We start from the raw sequence: 15,400 nt of genomic DNA, 5'->3' as shown, positions 1-15,400 counted from the left end.
CCAAGGAACAGATCCGTAAGGGAACAGAACCGCAAGACGAACCCGTTCGATGCCGAGCGTTCGAAGGACCACCCGCCAGCCCACCATCGCAAGGGAGCACGCATGGCAACCCGTGCCGTCGCCCGTCGTAAGTCCGCCACCGGCGAGACGGCCGACTCGGCAGGCAGTGTCCGCGCCCACGCCGGCGAGATCGCCGACCGCGACCTGGTCGGCATGTACCTCGACGAGATCGCGCGTACGCCGCTGCTCGACGCCGCCAAGGAGGTCGAACTGTCCCAGACCATCGAGGCGGGCGTGTTCGCGCGACAGGTCCTCGAAGGCGAGGAGGAGTCGAAGTCGGACGCCACCCGCGAGGAACTGCAGGCGCTCGTCGACGCCGGTGAGCGGGCCAAGGACGTCTTCATCCGCTCCAACCTCCGCCTGGTCGTGGCGGTGGCCCGGCGCTACCCGCGCAGCGGCCTGCCGCTGTTGGACCTGATCCAGGAGGGCAACGCCGGTCTGGTGCGTGCCGTCGAGAAGTTCGACTACCGCAAGGGCTTCAAGTTCTCGACGTACGCCACCTGGTGGATCCGCCAGGCGATCACCCGATCGATAGCCGACCAGTCCCGCACGATCCGGCTGCCCGTCCACCTGGTGGAGGAACTGGGGCGCATCCGCCGGATCCAGCGCGAGTTCAACCGCGAGCACGGGCGCGAGCCGGAGCCGGCGGAGATCGCCGGTGAGCTGGGCTCGACGCCGGAACGCGTGACCGACGTGCTCGACTGGTCCCGTGACCCGGTCTCGCTGAACATGCCCGTGGACGACGAGGGCGAGACCCAGTTCGGCGACCTGCTGGAGGACACCTCGGCGGTGTCTCCCGAGCAGTCGGTGCTCACGCTCCTGCGCAGCGAGGAACTGGACGACCTGATCGGCCGCCTGGACCAGCGCACGGCCTCCATCATCAAGATGCGGTACGGCATCGAGGACGGCCGCGAGCGCACGCTGACCGAGGTCGGCAAGGAGCACGGCCTGACCCGGGAGCGCATCCGGCAGATCGAGAAGCACGCGCTGCTCGAACTGAAGAAGCTCGCCCGCGGCACCGGTTTCGACGCGGCGGCCTGACCGGCCGGCGTACGACCGCGCACACCCGGTGGCGAAAGACGGCGCAAACATGGCGCGGTACCGTCGCTTCAACTCCGGGGCCCGAGGGAAAAACCACTGCGGGCCCAAGAGTTGGACTTGAACCGAGGGGCCGCACTCCCAGCCGAAGCACCCACCCCCACATGCCGCACGACGAGCACCGGTCGGGTACTCGACGCGTGAGCCACGTTCCGACGTCATCCCCCCCGGCGGCGGAACGTTCAAGAGCCGGGCCCCGGCGCCTATCCCCCCCAGGCGCCGGGGCCCGGCCGCATGCTGGAACAGCGGGCCACCCCGTACCTGAACCCCGGGGTGGCCCGCTCGAATGGCAGATTCTGCCACACCGGCATAGCCTGCCGGGGTGAGCACCCCCAGCACCACCGGCAACACCCCCCACCAGCCTGTTTCCGCCACCGCCCCGATGTCGCTGACCGAACGCCGCAAGGCGGAGACCCGCATGGAGATCGCCCGCGCGGCGGCCGCGCTCTTCGTGCGCCATGGTCTGCGCGCCACCCGCGCGGAGGACATCGCCCAGGCCGCGGGCGTCGCCCCGCGCACGTTCTACCGCTACTTCGCCTCCAAGGAGGAGGCGGTGGCGCCGTTGTACGCGGCGGGCGCCGAACTCTGCGTCCGGGCGGTCCGCGACGCCCCGCCCGCTCTGTCCGTGCCGGAGGCGCTGCGCCACGCGGTCGAGCGCACCCTCAACCCCGGCGTGGGCGTCCCGGCGGCCTCGTGGGAATCGGTGCGCACCCTGATCCGCCTGGCCGACGCGAGCCCCGCGCTCGGGAAGGTGTGGGCGGAGGTCTGCCGTACGTCCGAGTGCGCCCTCGCGGAAGCCCTGGCGGACCGGCTGTCGGCCTCGGGCTCCGAGGGCCACGAAGGCCACGAAGGCCACGAAGGCCACGAAGGCCACGAAGGCCATGCCGCCCATGCGGGCCACGCGGGCACGGAGGGTCAGCAGCGCAACGACGGCCGCGAAGGCCATGAGGGCTCCGACGGCTACCGGGGCACCGCGACGGGTTCGGCGGGTCCTGGGGGGTCGGCGGACCCCGGGCATTCCGGGGACGGCACCGACGACAACGTTGCCCGGCCGGCGGCGATCGAGTCGCATCTCCGTCTCACGGCGGCGGTGGCCGGTGCGGCGATCCGCGTGGCCGTCGAGTCCTGGGCCGCCACCGCCTCCCCGCCCACGGGCCCCGACGGCCCCGCGACCCGGGCCCTGAGAAACCTGACGGCCCTGGAGAACTACGCCTGGCCCGAGCCCGCCTAGTGCTGTGACCGGGGGCCGCATTCCCCTCCCGCGATGCGCCGCATCCGACGCCGTGCGCCGACCCGCCGGGGAGCACGGGACGGCCCTCAGTCGCCCGCCCTCCCGGCCCGGCTCAACCGTGCTCCCAACTGCCGCACGCACGAGACGAGTTCCTCCGGCCCCCGGACCGTGAACTCGCACCCCGCCATCGCCAGCCGCAGCGCCAGCCACTCCACCGGCTCCCCGCTCGTCCCCCGCAGCACGCACCCCCCGTCGCCGTCCGCCTCCGGCACCCCGATCCACTCCGGCACGTGCGCGGCCACCGCCTCCAGCGCACCGGCGAAGCGCACCTCGAACGCGTAGGTGTCCTGCCCCCGCCGCCGGATGGAGCGCCGCAGGTACTCCGCCGCGTCCCCCTCCGGCAGTTCCCGGGGAGCGAACCGCGCGCCGGTCGCGAACGGCTCCCGCACCCGGTCCACCCGGAACGTCCGCCAGTCCTCCCGCCCCAGGTCGTACGCGACGAGGTACCACCGCCGCCCCGTGGAGACCAGCCGGTGCGGCTCCGTCAGCCGCCGCGACTCACCGCCCTCCTTGTCCCGGTAGGCGAACCGCAGCCGCTCCCGCCCCGCCACCGCCGACGCCATCACCGTCAGCGTCTCCGGCGCGATGCTCGCCCCGTCCCCGCTGGTCAGCGGCGTCGTCGCGGCCTGCAGTGTGGACACCCGGTGGCGCAGCCGGGCCGGCAGCACCTGCTCCAGCTTGGCCAGCGCCCGAACCGAGGCCTCGTCCACCCCCTCGACCGCGTGCCCGGCCCCGGCCCGCAGTCCGACCGCGATCGCCACCGCCTCCTCGTCGTCCAGGACCAGCGGGGGCATGGCCTTCCCCGCGACCAGCCGGTACCCGCCGTCGGAGCCCTTGCTGGCCCGCACCGGATAGCCCAGCTCGCGCAGCCGGTCGATGTCGCGCCGCACGGTGCGCCGGGACACGCCGAGACGGTCGGCCAGCTCGCCGCCCGGCCACTCGCGCGGCGTCTGCAGGAGGGACAGGAGCTGGAGGAGCCGGGCCGGGGTGTCCGTCGTCATACGGAGGAGCATGGCGCAGCATTAGGACATGATCTGACCTATTGCGGTCCTAGCTTGGACGCATGACCTCCACGGAACACACCCCCGGTGCCCGGCAGGACGCGGCGGGCCCCGCCGACCGCCGCCGCTGGTTCGCGCTCGCGATCGTGATGACGGCGGCCTTCATGGACCTCGTCGACGTCACGATCGTCAACATCGCGATCCCCTCGATCCAGCAGGACGCGGGCGCCTCGCTCGGCCAGATCCAGTGGATTACGGCGGGCTATGCCCTCGCCTTCGCGGCGGGCCTGATCACCGGCGGCAGGCTCGGCGACATCCACGGCCGCAGGCGGCTGTTCCTCGTCGGCATCGGCGGTTTCACCCTGGCCTCCGCCCTGTGCGGCTTCGCCGCCGATCCGGAGATGCTGGTCGCCTCCCGCATCCTGCAGGGCGGCATGGCGGCCCTGATGGTGCCGCAGGTCCTGTCGATCGTGCACGCCACCTTTCCCGCCCATGAACGCGGCAAGGTCTTCGGCCTGTTCGGCGCGGTCGTCGGCCTCGGCGCGGTGTCCGGCCCGCTGCTCGGCGCCCTGCTGACGGAGTGGAACCTGTTCGGGCTTCAGTGGCGGCCGATCTTCCTGATCAACCTCCCCGTCGGCGTCGTCGCCTTCCTCCTGGGCCGCCGCTTCATCACCGAGTCCCGGGCGCCGAAGGCACTGAGGCTCGACCTGGTCGGCGTCGCCCTGGTGACCCTCGGCCTGCTGATGCTGCTCTACCCGCTGACCCGCGGCCGCGAGCTGGGCTGGCCGCTGTGGGGCCACCTGTGCATGGTCGGCGCGCTCGGCGTGTTCGCGGCGCTGGTGGCCTACGAGCGGCGCAAGGCGGCCCGCGACGGCTCGCCGCTGATCGAGCTGTCCCTGTTCCGGGTGAAGAGCTTCGCGGCCGGCATCGCCGTGCAGACCGTCTTCGGCGTCGCGCTCGGCATCTTCTTCCTGGTCTGGACGCTGTACATGCAGGTCGGCCTGGGCTGGAGCCCGCTGCGGGCGGGCCTGACCGGTGTGCCGTTCTCGCTCGCGGTGTCCACGGCGGCCGGGCTGTCGGTGCAGAAGCTGGTACCGCGGTTCGGCCGGAAGGTGCTGCGGGCGGGCGCGCTGCTGATGGCGGCGGGTGTGCTCCTCTACATCGGGGAGTCGCACCGCTACGGCCTGTCCATCGCCTCCTGGCAGATGGCGTTCCCGCTGGTCGTGATGGGTGCGGGCATGGGACTGATCGTCGCCCCGCTGACGGACGCGGTGCTCTCGGAGGTGCCGCGCGAGCACGCCGGTTCGGCGTCCGGTCTGATCAACACCGTGCAGCAGATGGGCAACGCGCTCGGCCTCGGCCTGGTCTCGGTCGTGTTCTTCGGAGTGATCGGCGACCGGCTGACCCCGGCCCAGGTGGGCCCCGCCTTCGTGCACGGCTTCCAGCACGCGCTGTGGTGGGTCGCCGGGATCCTGGCCGCGATCTTCCTGCTGATGTCCGCCCTGCCGAAGCGTCCGGCGCAGCACGTGGAGGGGGCCGCCGGCGGTGCCCCGGTGGCGCGGAAGGTGCCCGAGCCGGCGGCCTGAGCGGAGGCGGCGAGGACGGGCCCGGCACCGGGAAGCGGAAGGTGCCGGGCCCGTCCTCGCCGTGCCCGGCACCTTCCGTGAGTGCGGCCGGGGGAAGAGGAAGTCCGTTCATGCCCGAATCGCGCCCGGACTTGTTTACTTTCCGGAATTCCGGGCGTAGTCTCCCAGTGAAACCACACATTCGGGCATGAGATGGAGGCAAACGGGCATGTACGCACCGGAGCGACAGCAGGAGATCCTCCGCCTCGCCCGCGACGGCGGCCGGGTGGACGTGCTGTCGCTGGCCGAGGAGTTCCAGGTGACGGCGGAGACCATCCGCCGCGATCTGAAGGCCCTCGACCGGGCCGGCCTCGTCCGCCGGGTGCACGGCGGGGCCATCCCCGTAGGCCGCCTCGACTTCGAGCCGGACCTCACCGAGCGCGAGTCGACCGCCGCCGACGAGAAGGACCGCATCGCCAAGGCCGCTCTCGCCGAGCTGCCCGCCGGGGGCACGGTGATCCTCGACGCCGGCACGACGGTGGCACGGCTGGCCGCGTCGATCCCGCTGGAGTCCGCCCTCACCGTCGTCACGCACAGCCTGCCCATCGCCGCCCGCCTGGCCGACCACCCCGGCATCCAGCTCCACCTGATCGGCGGGCGGGTACGGCACCGCACGCGGGCCGCCGTGGACGCCTGGGCGCTGCGCGCCTACGGCGAGATCCGCGCGGACGTCCTGTTCGTCGCCGCCAACGGCTTCTCCGCCGAGCGCGGCCTGACCACCCCGGACCTCGCCGAGGCCGCGGTCAAGCGCGCGGCCGTCGCCGCCGCGCGCCGTGTGGTCCTCCTCGCCGACTCCGCCAAGCACGGCCAGGAGCACTTCGCGCGTTTCGGCGGGCTGAGCGATGTGGACCTGCTGATCACCGACGGAGGGCTGAGCCGGGAAGACGCCGCGGACATCGAGCGCGGCGGCACGGAAGTGGTGCGCGCATGATCCTCACCGTCACCCCCAACCCGTCCCTCGACCGCACCTACGAGGTGCCTTCCCTGGAGCGCGGCGAGGTCGTCCGAGCCACCGGTGAGCGCATGGACCCCGGCGGCAAGGGCGTGAACGTCTCGCGCGCCGTTGCCGCCGCCGGACGGCGCACGGTCGCCGTCCTGCCCCTGGGAGGTGCGCCGGGCGCACTGGTCGCCGAACTGCTCCACGCCCAGGGCATCGAGGTCGCGCCCGTCCCGGTCGCCGGAGCCACCCGTTCCAACGTCGCCCTGGCGGAGGCGGACGGGGTGCTGACGAAGATCAACGCACCGGGGCCGGACCTGTCGCCCGCCGAGCAGGAACTGCTCCTGGACACCGTTCGCCGGCAGTCGCGCGACGCCGACTGGATCGCGTGCTGCGGCAGCCTGCCCCGGGGACTCGCGTCCTCCTGGTACGCCGACGTCGTCAGCCGAGCGCACGCCGGGGGAGTACGGATCGCCCTGGACACCTCGGGGCGCGCACTGCAGGAGGCGCTGCGCGCCCGCCCCGACGTGGTGAAGCCCAACGCCGAGGAGCTCGCGGAAGCCGTCGCACGCCCCCTGGCGACGGTGGGCGACGCGCTGAAGGCCGCCGAGGAGCTGCGCGAGATGGGCGCGGGCGCCGTGCTCGCGAGCCTGGGCGCCGACGGGCAGCTACTGGTGGACGGCGCGGGCGCCTGGTTCGGCCACGCGCGGGTGCCCGCCGTCCGCAGCAACGTGGGAGCCGGTGACTCCTCTCTCGCCGGTTTCCTGATCGCCGGCGGCAGCGGCCCCCGGGCCCTCGCCTCCGCCGTCGCCCACGGCGCCGCCGCCGTGCGGCTCCCGGGCAGCGTGATGCCGGCCCCCGCCGACCTGGACCCGGCGGCGGTCACGGTCACGGCCGACATCCCCGTCGACCGCGAACTCGGGGAGCCGGCGCCATGACCGGCGGCACCCGCCCCGGCGGCAGGCACCTGGGCGGCAGCCCGCGACCCGCCCGCCCCGCCGTCCCCGCCCCGCACGAGCCCGGTCGCCAGGACGCCCCGGCGCCCGACGCGACCGGCCCCGGACGGCACGGGCCACCCGGCCCCGGCTCCACCCTCCCCGCAGCCTCCCCCGTCCTCACCCCCCTCCCCACCCCCGCCCACCCCACTTCCCGGGCGATACGCGTGCATTGGAGCCCGCGATGAGCGACATGATCACCGCGGACCTGGTCGATCTCGACCTGTCCGCCGACACCAAGGAAGCGGCGGCGCGCGCACTCGCCGAGCGTATGGCGGCCCTCGGCCGGGTGACCGACCTGGACGGCTTCCTCGCCGACGTGGCCGCACGTGAGGCGCAGATGCCCACCGGCCTCGACGGCGGAATCGGCATCCCGCACTGCCGCAGCACCCGTGTCACCGAGCCGACGCTCGCCTTCGGCCGCAGCGCCGACGGCATCGACTTCGGCGCCGCGGACGGCCCCGCCGACCTGATCTTCCTGATCGCCGCCCCGGCCGGTGCCGACGACGCCCACCTGACGATCCTCTCGTCGCTGGCCCGGCAGTTGATGAACGCCGAGTTCACCGACGCGCTGCGATCCGTGGACGCCGCGGGCACGGCGGCGGCGCTCATCCGCGGGGACCGGACGCCGGGCGACCTCGCCCCGCAGAGCACCGCCGCGGCGTCGGGGGCGGCCTCCGCCGACGCCGCGGCGGGCGGTGCGCCGGAGCCGTCGGACGCCGGGGGACCGGTCCCGGCGGCCACCGCGCGAACCGGTTCCGGCCCCGGCCCCGGCGCCGGTTCCGTCCCGGAAGAGCGGCCCTTCCGTATCGTCGCCGTCACCTCCTGCCCGACCGGTATCGCCCACACCTACATGGCGGCCGAGTCGCTGGAGAACGCGGCCCGCGAGGCCGGTGCCGAGCTGGTCGCCGAGACCCAGGGCTCGGCCGGCTTCACCCGGCTGGACCCGGAGGTGATCGCGGCGGCGGACGGCGTGATCCTCGCGCACGACGTCCCGGTACGCGACAAGGACCGCTTCGCGGGCAAGCCGACCGTCGACGTCGGTGTGAAGGCGGGCGTCAACCGGCCCGGCGAACTCATCACCGAGGTGAGGGAGAGGGCCGCGCGCGGCGAGGTCGGCGCCGCCTCCGCGAGCACACCGGTCGAGCGGGCCGGCGACGCGCACGAGGGCTACGGCACCAGGCTCCGCAAGTGGCTGATGAGCGGCGTCAGCTACATGGTCCCCTTCGTCGCCGCGGGCGGCCTCCTGATCGCCCTCGGCTTCGCGATCGGCGGCTACGGGATCGACAAGGCGCCCTCCGTGACGGACCACTTCGGGTGGACCCAGACCGCGAGCTGGGGCGCCCTGCTGTTCCAGATCGGCGGCGTGGCCTTCGCCTTCCTCGTCCCGGTCCTGGCCGGCTACATCGCCTACGGCATGGCGGACCGCCCCGGTCTCGTCCCGGGCTTCGTGGGCGGCTCCATCGCACTGACGATCGACGCGGGCTTCCTCGGCGGACTCGCGGCCGGCCTGATCGCCGGCGGTGTGGTGCTGGCGATCCAGCGGATCCGCGTCCCGGCGGCGCTGCGCGGCATCATGCCGGTGGTGGTGATCCCGCTGATCTCCTCGGCGATCGTCGGGTTCCTGATGTTCGTCGTGATCGGCAAGCCCATCGCCACGGCGCAGAAGGGCATGACCGACTGGCTGAACGGCCTCACCGGCGCCAACGCCGTCCTGCTCGGCGGCCTGCTCGGCCTGATGATGTGCTTCGACCTGGGCGGGCCGGTGAACAAGGTGGCCTACACCTTCGCCACCGCCGGCATCGCGGTCGCCGACCCGAGCGACTCCGCGATGAAGATCATGGCCGCGGTGATGGCCGCCGGCATGGTCCCGCCACTGGCGATGGCCCTGGCCACGACCGTGCGCGGCAGGCTCTTCACCCGGGCCGAGCGCGAGAACGGCAAGGCCGCCTGGGTGCTGGGCGCCTCCTTCATCACCGAGGGCGCGATCCCGTTCGCCGCGGCGGACCCACTGCGGGTCATCCCGTCCGCCATGGTGGGCGGCGCCCTGACCGGTGCGCTGTCGATGACCTTCGGTGCCACGCTGCGCGCCCCGCACGGCGGCGTCTTCGTGGTTCCGCTGATCGGCAACCCGTTCCTCTACCTGATCGCCGTCGCGGCCGGCGTCTGCGCCACCGCGGTCCTGGTCGTCGTCCTCAAGGGCATGCGCCGGCCGGTGCCCGGGACCGCCTCCGACGACCCCGCCACCGGTCCCGCCACGGCGGCGCGGGGCACGAAGCAGGCGGTCGCCGCCTGACCGGAACCGTGCCTCTTGTCCCTTTGGCGCGCTGTGAGTTGTTCACGGCACCTGCGAGATACGTCACGGTCCGGGGCCGAAGTCCCGGACCGTGGTGTCTACTGGGGGGCATGCCTGAGCACGTCTCGACACTCCAGCTGACCGGCGCGGCCGTCCTCACCGCCGCGGGCGTCGTCTGGGCCGTCATCGTGATGCGCCTGCTGCGTCGATTCCGTGCCGAGGCCATCACCGGACGGCGTCGGGCCGCCGCCGTCCCGGTGTTTCCGGTCCTCCCGGCGCTTCCCGCCCTCCCGGACCAACCGCAGGCCGGGCCCTCCAGGGAGTCCGTCGAGCTGAGCCCGGAGGAGCAGGACGCCTTCGCCGGCCTGGTACGCCGGCTCGGCGGCCGCTGACGGCCCTCGAGCCGGCGCGGGCGAGGCGGGACCGGCGGACCTCGCGGGCCGGGGGTCCTGGCGGGTGACTGGCTGCCGGGCCACTGGCTGCCGGGCGGGGAGGCTCAGATCCGCCGTTCGGCCCGCCGCTCCATGGCGTCCCGGGCCGCCTCCTGGGACGGGTAGACCTCGCACATGTGCCGCCCGTCGGGGGTCGCCGTGTGCTCCACCTCCCACAGGGAGACCTCGCCGCCGTCCGGCAGCAGGAACGCGTGCTCGTACAGCGCGAAGCTGAGCCCGGCCCGGCCGGCCCGCCCGGGCCGGCCGAACGCCTGGGTGATCTGGTGCGCGGACGCCGTCGCCAGCAGGGCCGCCACCTCCGCCCCCGGCCGGTCGGGGTTCTCCGCGCGGCGCAGCAGCCGGCGCGCGTGGTCCGCCGTGTCGTCCGGGGCGTACACGTGCCGGGGCTCGGGTATCGCGGAGAGCTGCGTCACCACGGGCAGTTCGAAGTCCGGCGCCTCCGGCGGCAGCGCGAGCCGGCCGGTCGCGGTGCGCAGCTCCTCCTCGTCGACGTAGACCTCGTGCTGCGTCCCACCGCCCGGCGCGGTGTTGTGCACCAGCTCCCACAGGGTCACCGCCGAGCCGTCGGCGAGCAGCCAGGTGTGCCGGTAGGTCTCCCGGTGCAGGCCCGCGCTGTGGTGGGCGGAGTGCAGGGAGCCGTCGTGCGCCAGGGCGCACTCCAGCACGCGGAGCACCTCGTCGGGCAGCTCGAAGGAGTTCAGGGCGCGGCCGAGGAGCCGCGCGAGGTGCTCCTCCGGAGACTCGGGCGACTCGGCTGGTTCGTACGCTGCCGTCTCGTACGGAACGCTCAAGGTTTCTCCCGGCGTTGCTGCATGTCACCTAGTGGGTGCATACCGTAGCCCCTCGGTCGGACATCATGTCCCCCGATCCGAGAAAACGTATGCGGGGAGAACGCGAGGGCCGTGCGAGGAGTTCCCGCGCCGGCCCCACGCGACGTCAGAACCCGCCGGTCAGCCGGCGCTTCCCGCGGTCCAGTCGCTCCATGACAGGTTCCAGCCGTTGAGGCCGTTGTCCGGCGCCACCGTCTTGTCGGGGGAGTTCTTCACGATCACGACGTCCCCGACGAGCGAGTGGTCGTAGAACCACTTGGCCGTGGTGTCGCCCTGGGCGCCCTGCACGTCCGCGAGGCCCACGCAGCCGTGGCTGGTGCCCTCCCGGCCGAACGGCGGGTTGCCCTTGTTGTACCAGTAGTTGCCGTGGAGGAACGTGCCCGACGAGGTCAGGCGCATCGCGTGCGGGACGTCCGCGATGTCGTACTCCCCGCCGAAGCCGACCGTCGAGCCGTTCATCCGGGTCTGCACGAACTTCTCGGAGATCACCATCTGCCCGTTGTACGTGGTGTGCTGCGGGCTGCCCGCGGAGATCGGCAGGGTCCTGATCGTCCGGCCGTCCCGCACCACCGTCATGGTCTGGGTGCGGACGTCCACCGTGGAGACCTGCGAGCGCCCGACGGTGAAGGTCACCGTCTTCTTCTGCACGCCGTAGACGCCCCGGGCGCCCTGCACCCCGTCCAGGTCGATCCTCATCGTGACCTTGGAGCCGGCCTTCCAGTACTCCTGCGGCCGGAAGTCCAGCCGGCGGTCCCCGAACCAGTGCCCGACGGCCTGCTGGCCGCTGCTGGAGACGACCGTGATGCGCGACTGCACGGCCTTGCGGTCACTGATCGACTTGTCGAAGGTGAAGGACACCGGCATGCCCGCACCGACGGTGGTGCCGTCGTCCGGTGCGTAGGTGCCGATGAAGCTGTTCGCCGAGGAGACGGTGGTGAAGATGGAGTTGGCCGCGGCGGTGCGCCCGTCGCCGTCCTTCGCGGTCGCCGCTATCCGGTACTTCGTGCCGCGCTCGAGCTGCTGCTTCGGCTTCCACGTGTGGCCGTCCGCCGAGATCGTCCCCGGCACCGCCCGGCCGGACCCGGACACGGTCATCCTCACGTCGGTCAGCCGGCCGTCGCTGACCTTGACGCCGGTGGCGTTGATGGACGCGCCGGTCGATCCGTCCTTGGCCGAGATCACGATGTCGGCGGTGGAGGTCGTCCCCGGGCCCTTGCCGTTCTTGCCGTCCTCGCCGGAGGCGCTGGCGTCGCCGCCGCAGGCCGTCAGGGTGAGGGCGCCGACCACCAGGGCGGCACAGGCCCCCAGTACGCGCCGCGTTGGCATGTCCGGCGTTGTCACGGGCTGCTCCCAGTTCGTGTGATGCGCTTGATCCGCTCCAGTACGTGGGGAGAGAGGTCTCCGGGTCCGGCGGGGTTCCCGCCGGAGCCCGCCTGCGCCGTCCGGTGACAGAACCGGGACAATCCGGCGGGCCCGGGAGCCACGCTCCCGGGCCCGCCGCCGGTCCGTCCGCGCCGCTCACCCGCCGGGCGTCGGCCGCTCGCCGTACAACTCCGTGTACGACGGCCACACTCCACCCGGCCCCGAGAACGGCTCGGCGGCGCGCACGGCCCGCACGATGGCCCGCGTCACCAGGTCCGCACCCGCCGCGAGGACGTCGTTCAGCTCCAGCGGATGCCCGCCGCCGAGCGGGCGGGCGCCCGTCGCCAGGGCGAAGACCGTGTCCCCGTCGTGCAGCAGGTGCACCGGCCGCACCGCGCGCGCGATGCCGTCGTGCGCCGTGCCCGCCAGCTTCTGCGCCTGCGCCTTGCCCAGGTCCGCGTCGGTCGCGACCACCGCGAGCGTCGTGTTGAGCGGGGGCGGGGCGTTCCGCGCCGCCGCCTCGTCCAGGCGCCGGCGCGCGGCCTCGTGCACCCGTGGCCGCGGGTACTCCACCCGCCCCTGGAGCAACTCGCCGTAGAGGGCCCCCGTTGCGGGATCCGTGACGGAACCGACGGAGTTCACCACCACCAGCGCGGCCACGGTCACCCCGCGGTCCAGGACCGTGCTCGCGGTACCCACCCCGCCCCGCAGCCCGCCCGCCACCGCACCGGTCCCGGCCCCGACGGACCCCTCCGGCACCCGGGCGCCCAAGGCGCTCGCCGCCGCGGCCTCCACCGCCGCGCGGCCCGTCGCGGCGTCCGGACGGGCCCGGAAGTCCCCGCCCCGGCCCAGGTCGAAGACGCATGCGGCGGGGACCACCGGCACCACGTGCGCCGGGTCCGCCCCCACCGGCACCCCGCGCCCCCGCTCCTCCAGCCAGGCCATCACCCCGGACGCCGCGTCGAGCCCGTACGCGCTGCCGCCGGTCAGCACGACGGCGTCCACCCGCTGCACCACGTTGCGTGGATCGAGGGCGTCGGTCTCCTTGGTGCCGGGGCCGCCGCCGCGCACGTCCACGGCGGCGACGGCACCTCCCTCGGGTGCGAGCACGACCGTGGTGCCGGTGAGCCAGCCGTCCCCGGTGCGGGTGGCGTGCCCCACCCGCAGCCCGGCGACATCCGTCAGCGCGTCGACTGTCATGCGGGCCAGTGTGGCCCAACCGGGCCCGGGCGGGAGAGCACGGGCGGGCCCGGGTGTTGGGCGGTCAGGCGGCGGGGGCGGTGGTGCCCGGGCGCCGCGCGCGGGCGGTCCGGCGCGCCGTCAGGGTCACGCCGGCCGCCACCGAGGCCGCCGACACCAGCCCCGCCGCGAGCACCGCCCACGCGCCGAGGAAGGTGCAGCAGATCACCAGCAGTGCCGTGACCGGGAGCACCAGTTGCTGGCGGATGCCGGACTTGAAGTGCCGCGAGTGCAGCGCCCACACCGTCAGCAGGTACAGCGCGGTCGGCAGCGTCACGGCCGCGGAGGCGGACAGCGTCGAGATGTGCGTCCGGCCGACCGTCTGCTCCACCGACACCTCCAGGCCGGCGCCGATCGCGGCGGCCGAGGCGAAGATCAGGTAGTGGCCGTAGCCCCACAGGAACGCCTGGGCGTTGGACCGCAGATGGCCGTGGATGGGCACCACGAAGTAGATCCACCAGGCGGAGAAGACGATCAGCAGGCCGCCGGCCGCGATGGGCAGCAGCTCGGCCAGGGCGTCGTGCCCGTCCAGCGCCGACTTCACGGCGACCGTGGCCGCCGCGACCGTCTCGCCGAGCACGATGATGGTGAACAGGCCGTACCGCTCGGCGATGTGGTGCGCGTGCCAGGACGTCTCGTGGACCTTCTCCGCGAAGACCGGTACGCATAGTTCCGCGACGGCCATCACCAGGAACACCCAGGGCCGGGCCGGTTGGGGCAGCAGGACGAGCCCGAGCCAGCCGATCTGGCACAGGAGCACGCCGCCGGCGTATCTGAGCGCCGTGGTCCGCTCCGCCCCCTCGGCCGAGGCGGCCGCTCTCAGCCACTGCGCGGCCATCGCCAGCCGCATGATCGCGTAACCGAGCCAGACCACCAGGTAGTCATGTCGCTCGAAGGCCGGGGCGACGCCCGCGGCCAGCACCAGCACACCGGCGATCTGCACCAGGGTGACGACCCGGTAGAGCGCGTCGTCGTTGTCGTACGCCGAGGCGAACCACGAGAAGTTCATCCAGGCCCACCAGATGGCGAAGAAGACCATCGCGTAGTTCAGGATTCCCTCGGCCACGTGCCCCGCGGCCCCCGTGTGCACGAGCTGGGCGCCCGCCTGGGCGATGGCCACGACGAAGCAGAGGTCGAAGAAGAGCTCCAGGGGGGAGGCGGCGCGGTGGGCCTCGTCGCGGCCGCGTGCGGTGAGCCGCCGCAGGAGCCCCTGGGACTGCTGTGCGCCCGGCGAGGCGGGGGGCGGAGCGGAACTCGACGTCATGTCTTCCAGGACAGCAGAAAACAGGGACGAAATCTTGTGAACCGATTCACGACCCCGGGAGGGCGGTGGGCCGGGGCCGTACCCTTGAGGCATGAGCACCGCCCGCGAGCCCGCCCCCGAGCCCGAGCAGCGTGACCCGAAGGCCGCGCTCATCTTCGACGACCCGCTGAACCGGCAGAGTTCCGACGACACCGACCGCGGGTGGGGCGAGCGCCCGGAGGGCGACGGCGCCGGCGACCTGAGGCGCTTCCTCGACGAGAAGCCGCCGCACCACATCTGAACCGCCGGGCGGAGCCGCACCGTCGGCGCGCGCGGCACCGGGGGGTGTCCCGCGGTCCCCGGCGGGCGCACGGCGACGCCGACGGCACCTCGCCGCGTCGTCGGACCACCCGGACGCGCCCGAGTGCGAGGGCGACCCTCCGCCTCGCGGCGCACCGCATCCGAAGCCGTGCGCCGATCCACCGGGGATCGCCGGGCAGCCCTCAGCGTTCGTCGTGGCCCGCCGCGCGCTGCGCGACCAGGGCGTCGCGGATCTCCTTGAGGACCGCCAGCTCGGTCACCTCGATGACCTCCTGCGTGCCCTCGCGCTCCTTCCTGCGGGCCTCCTGCCGTGCCAGGTACTTCGCCATCGGCAGGACCATGAGGAAGTAGACCACCGCGGCCGTGATCACGAAGCTGAGCGTGGCCCCGGCGACCGAGCCCCACATGATCGGCACACCGCTCTTCACCGACCCGTCCGCGTTCACCACGCACGGGTCCTTCAGGCAGGAGGTGTAGTGATCCAGGTTCTTCGTGCCGATGGCCCCGACCAGCGGGTTGATGAGCCCCTTCACCACCGCGTTGACGATGTTCGTGAAGGCGGCGCCGATCACCACCGCGACCGCCAGGTCGACGACGTTCCCGCGCATCAGGAAGGCCTTGAAGCCCTCCCAGACGGTGGGTTCCCTCTT

Annotated in this window: 14 protein-coding genes; 8 read left to right on the top strand and 6 right to left on the bottom strand. The window is 73.5% G+C overall.

Annotated elements, in window-relative coordinates; translation table 11 throughout:
• The first annotated feature begins 102 nt into the window (after nucleotides 1-102).
• Both MXD57_RS01945 and MXD57_RS31950 read left to right on the top strand, forming a co-directional pair.
• Complete coding sequence (locus MXD57_RS01945; protein WP_250399478.1) at nucleotides 103-1,101, top strand: sigma-70 family RNA polymerase sigma factor; 999 nt, start codon at nucleotides 103-105, stop codon at nucleotides 1,099-1,101.
• 379 nt (nucleotides 1,102-1,480) lie between these two features.
• Entirely contained in the window at nucleotides 1,481-2,389 is a 909-nt protein-coding gene (locus tag MXD57_RS31950) for a TetR/AcrR family transcriptional regulator (protein ID WP_374114637.1), read from the top strand.
• 86 nt (nucleotides 2,390-2,475) lie between these two features.
• Here the strand turns inward: MXD57_RS31950 and MXD57_RS01935 are convergent, their stop codons facing one another.
• Nucleotides 2,476-3,450 (bottom strand): helix-turn-helix transcriptional regulator, encoded by a 975-nt coding sequence (locus tag MXD57_RS01935; protein WP_250399477.1) that lies wholly within the window; start codon nucleotides 3,448-3,450, stop codon nucleotides 2,476-2,478.
• 62 nt (nucleotides 3,451-3,512) lie between these two features.
• Between MXD57_RS01935 and MXD57_RS01930 the strand changes: the two genes are divergently transcribed.
• The 5 genes from MXD57_RS01930 to MXD57_RS01910 all read left to right on the top strand — a co-directional run bounded on the left by MXD57_RS01930 (nucleotide 3,513) and on the right by MXD57_RS01910 (nucleotide 9,695).
• Nucleotides 3,513-5,036 (top strand): MFS transporter, encoded by a 1,524-nt coding sequence (locus MXD57_RS01930; RefSeq protein WP_250399476.1) that lies wholly within the window; start codon nucleotides 3,513-3,515, stop codon nucleotides 5,034-5,036.
• Nucleotides 5,037-5,244: 208 nt separating this feature from the next.
• Entirely contained in the window at nucleotides 5,245-6,006 is a 762-nt protein-coding gene (locus tag MXD57_RS01925) for a DeoR/GlpR family DNA-binding transcription regulator (RefSeq protein ID WP_250399475.1), read from the top strand.
• Entirely contained in the window at nucleotides 6,003-6,950 is a 948-nt protein-coding gene (pfkB, locus tag MXD57_RS01920) for a 1-phosphofructokinase (RefSeq protein ID WP_250399474.1), read from the top strand. Before MXD57_RS01925 ends, pfkB begins: the two co-directional genes overlap by 4 nt.
• Before the next feature lie 241 nt (nucleotides 6,951-7,191).
• Entirely contained in the window at nucleotides 7,192-9,303 is a 2,112-nt protein-coding gene (locus MXD57_RS01915; protein WP_250399473.1) for a PTS fructose transporter subunit IIABC, read from the top strand.
• A gap of 110 nt (nucleotides 9,304-9,413) precedes the next feature.
• On the top strand, nucleotides 9,414-9,695 hold the full coding sequence (locus MXD57_RS01910; protein WP_250399472.1) for a hypothetical protein: 282 nt from the start codon (nucleotides 9,414-9,416) through the stop codon (nucleotides 9,693-9,695).
• 104 nt (nucleotides 9,696-9,799) lie between these two features.
• Here MXD57_RS01910 and MXD57_RS01905 read toward each other — a convergent pair whose 3' ends face one another.
• From MXD57_RS01905 to MXD57_RS01890, 4 genes are all read right to left on the bottom strand, one after another.
• Nucleotides 9,800-10,546 (bottom strand): DUF6227 family protein, encoded by a 747-nt coding sequence (locus MXD57_RS01905; RefSeq protein WP_250399471.1) that lies wholly within the window; start codon nucleotides 10,544-10,546, stop codon nucleotides 9,800-9,802.
• A 159-nt stretch (nucleotides 10,547-10,705) separates the two neighbouring features.
• Nucleotides 10,706-11,926 (bottom strand): L,D-transpeptidase, encoded by a 1,221-nt coding sequence (locus MXD57_RS01900; protein WP_250399470.1) that lies wholly within the window; start codon nucleotides 11,924-11,926, stop codon nucleotides 10,706-10,708.
• A 177-nt stretch (nucleotides 11,927-12,103) separates the two neighbouring features.
• Complete coding sequence (locus tag MXD57_RS01895) at nucleotides 12,104-13,147, bottom strand: P1 family peptidase (RefSeq protein WP_250399469.1); 1,044 nt, start codon at nucleotides 13,145-13,147, stop codon at nucleotides 12,104-12,106.
• Between the two features lie 64 nt (nucleotides 13,148-13,211).
• Nucleotides 13,212-14,450: a low temperature requirement protein A gene (locus MXD57_RS01890; RefSeq protein ID WP_250399468.1), complete on the bottom strand. Its 1,239-nt coding sequence runs from the start codon at nucleotides 14,448-14,450 to the stop codon at nucleotides 13,212-13,214.
• Nucleotides 14,451-14,541: 91 nt separating this feature from the next.
• Here MXD57_RS01890 and MXD57_RS01885 point away from each other — a divergent pair, with 91 nt between their 5' ends.
• The gene (locus MXD57_RS01885) at nucleotides 14,542-14,730 is read left to right on the top strand and encodes a hypothetical protein (RefSeq protein ID WP_250399467.1); all 189 of its coding nucleotides are present in this window, start codon (nucleotides 14,542-14,544) and stop codon (nucleotides 14,728-14,730) included.
• A 202-nt stretch (nucleotides 14,731-14,932) separates the two neighbouring features.
• Here MXD57_RS01885 and MXD57_RS01880 read toward each other — a convergent pair whose 3' ends face one another.
• Nucleotides 14,933-15,358 carry a large conductance mechanosensitive channel protein MscL gene (locus tag MXD57_RS01880; RefSeq protein ID WP_374114638.1) on the bottom strand — a complete coding sequence of 142 codons (426 nt, stop codon included), beginning with the start codon at nucleotides 15,356-15,358 and terminating at the stop codon, nucleotides 14,933-14,935.
• Nucleotides 15,359-15,400: the final 42 nt, after the last annotated feature.

Source organism: Streptomyces cellostaticus (genome assembly GCF_023630175.1).
Taxonomy (GTDB): domain Bacteria; phylum Actinomycetota; class Actinomycetes; order Streptomycetales; family Streptomycetaceae; genus Streptomyces; species Streptomyces cellostaticus_A.
This window is presented reverse-complemented; position numbering and strand designations above follow the sequence as displayed.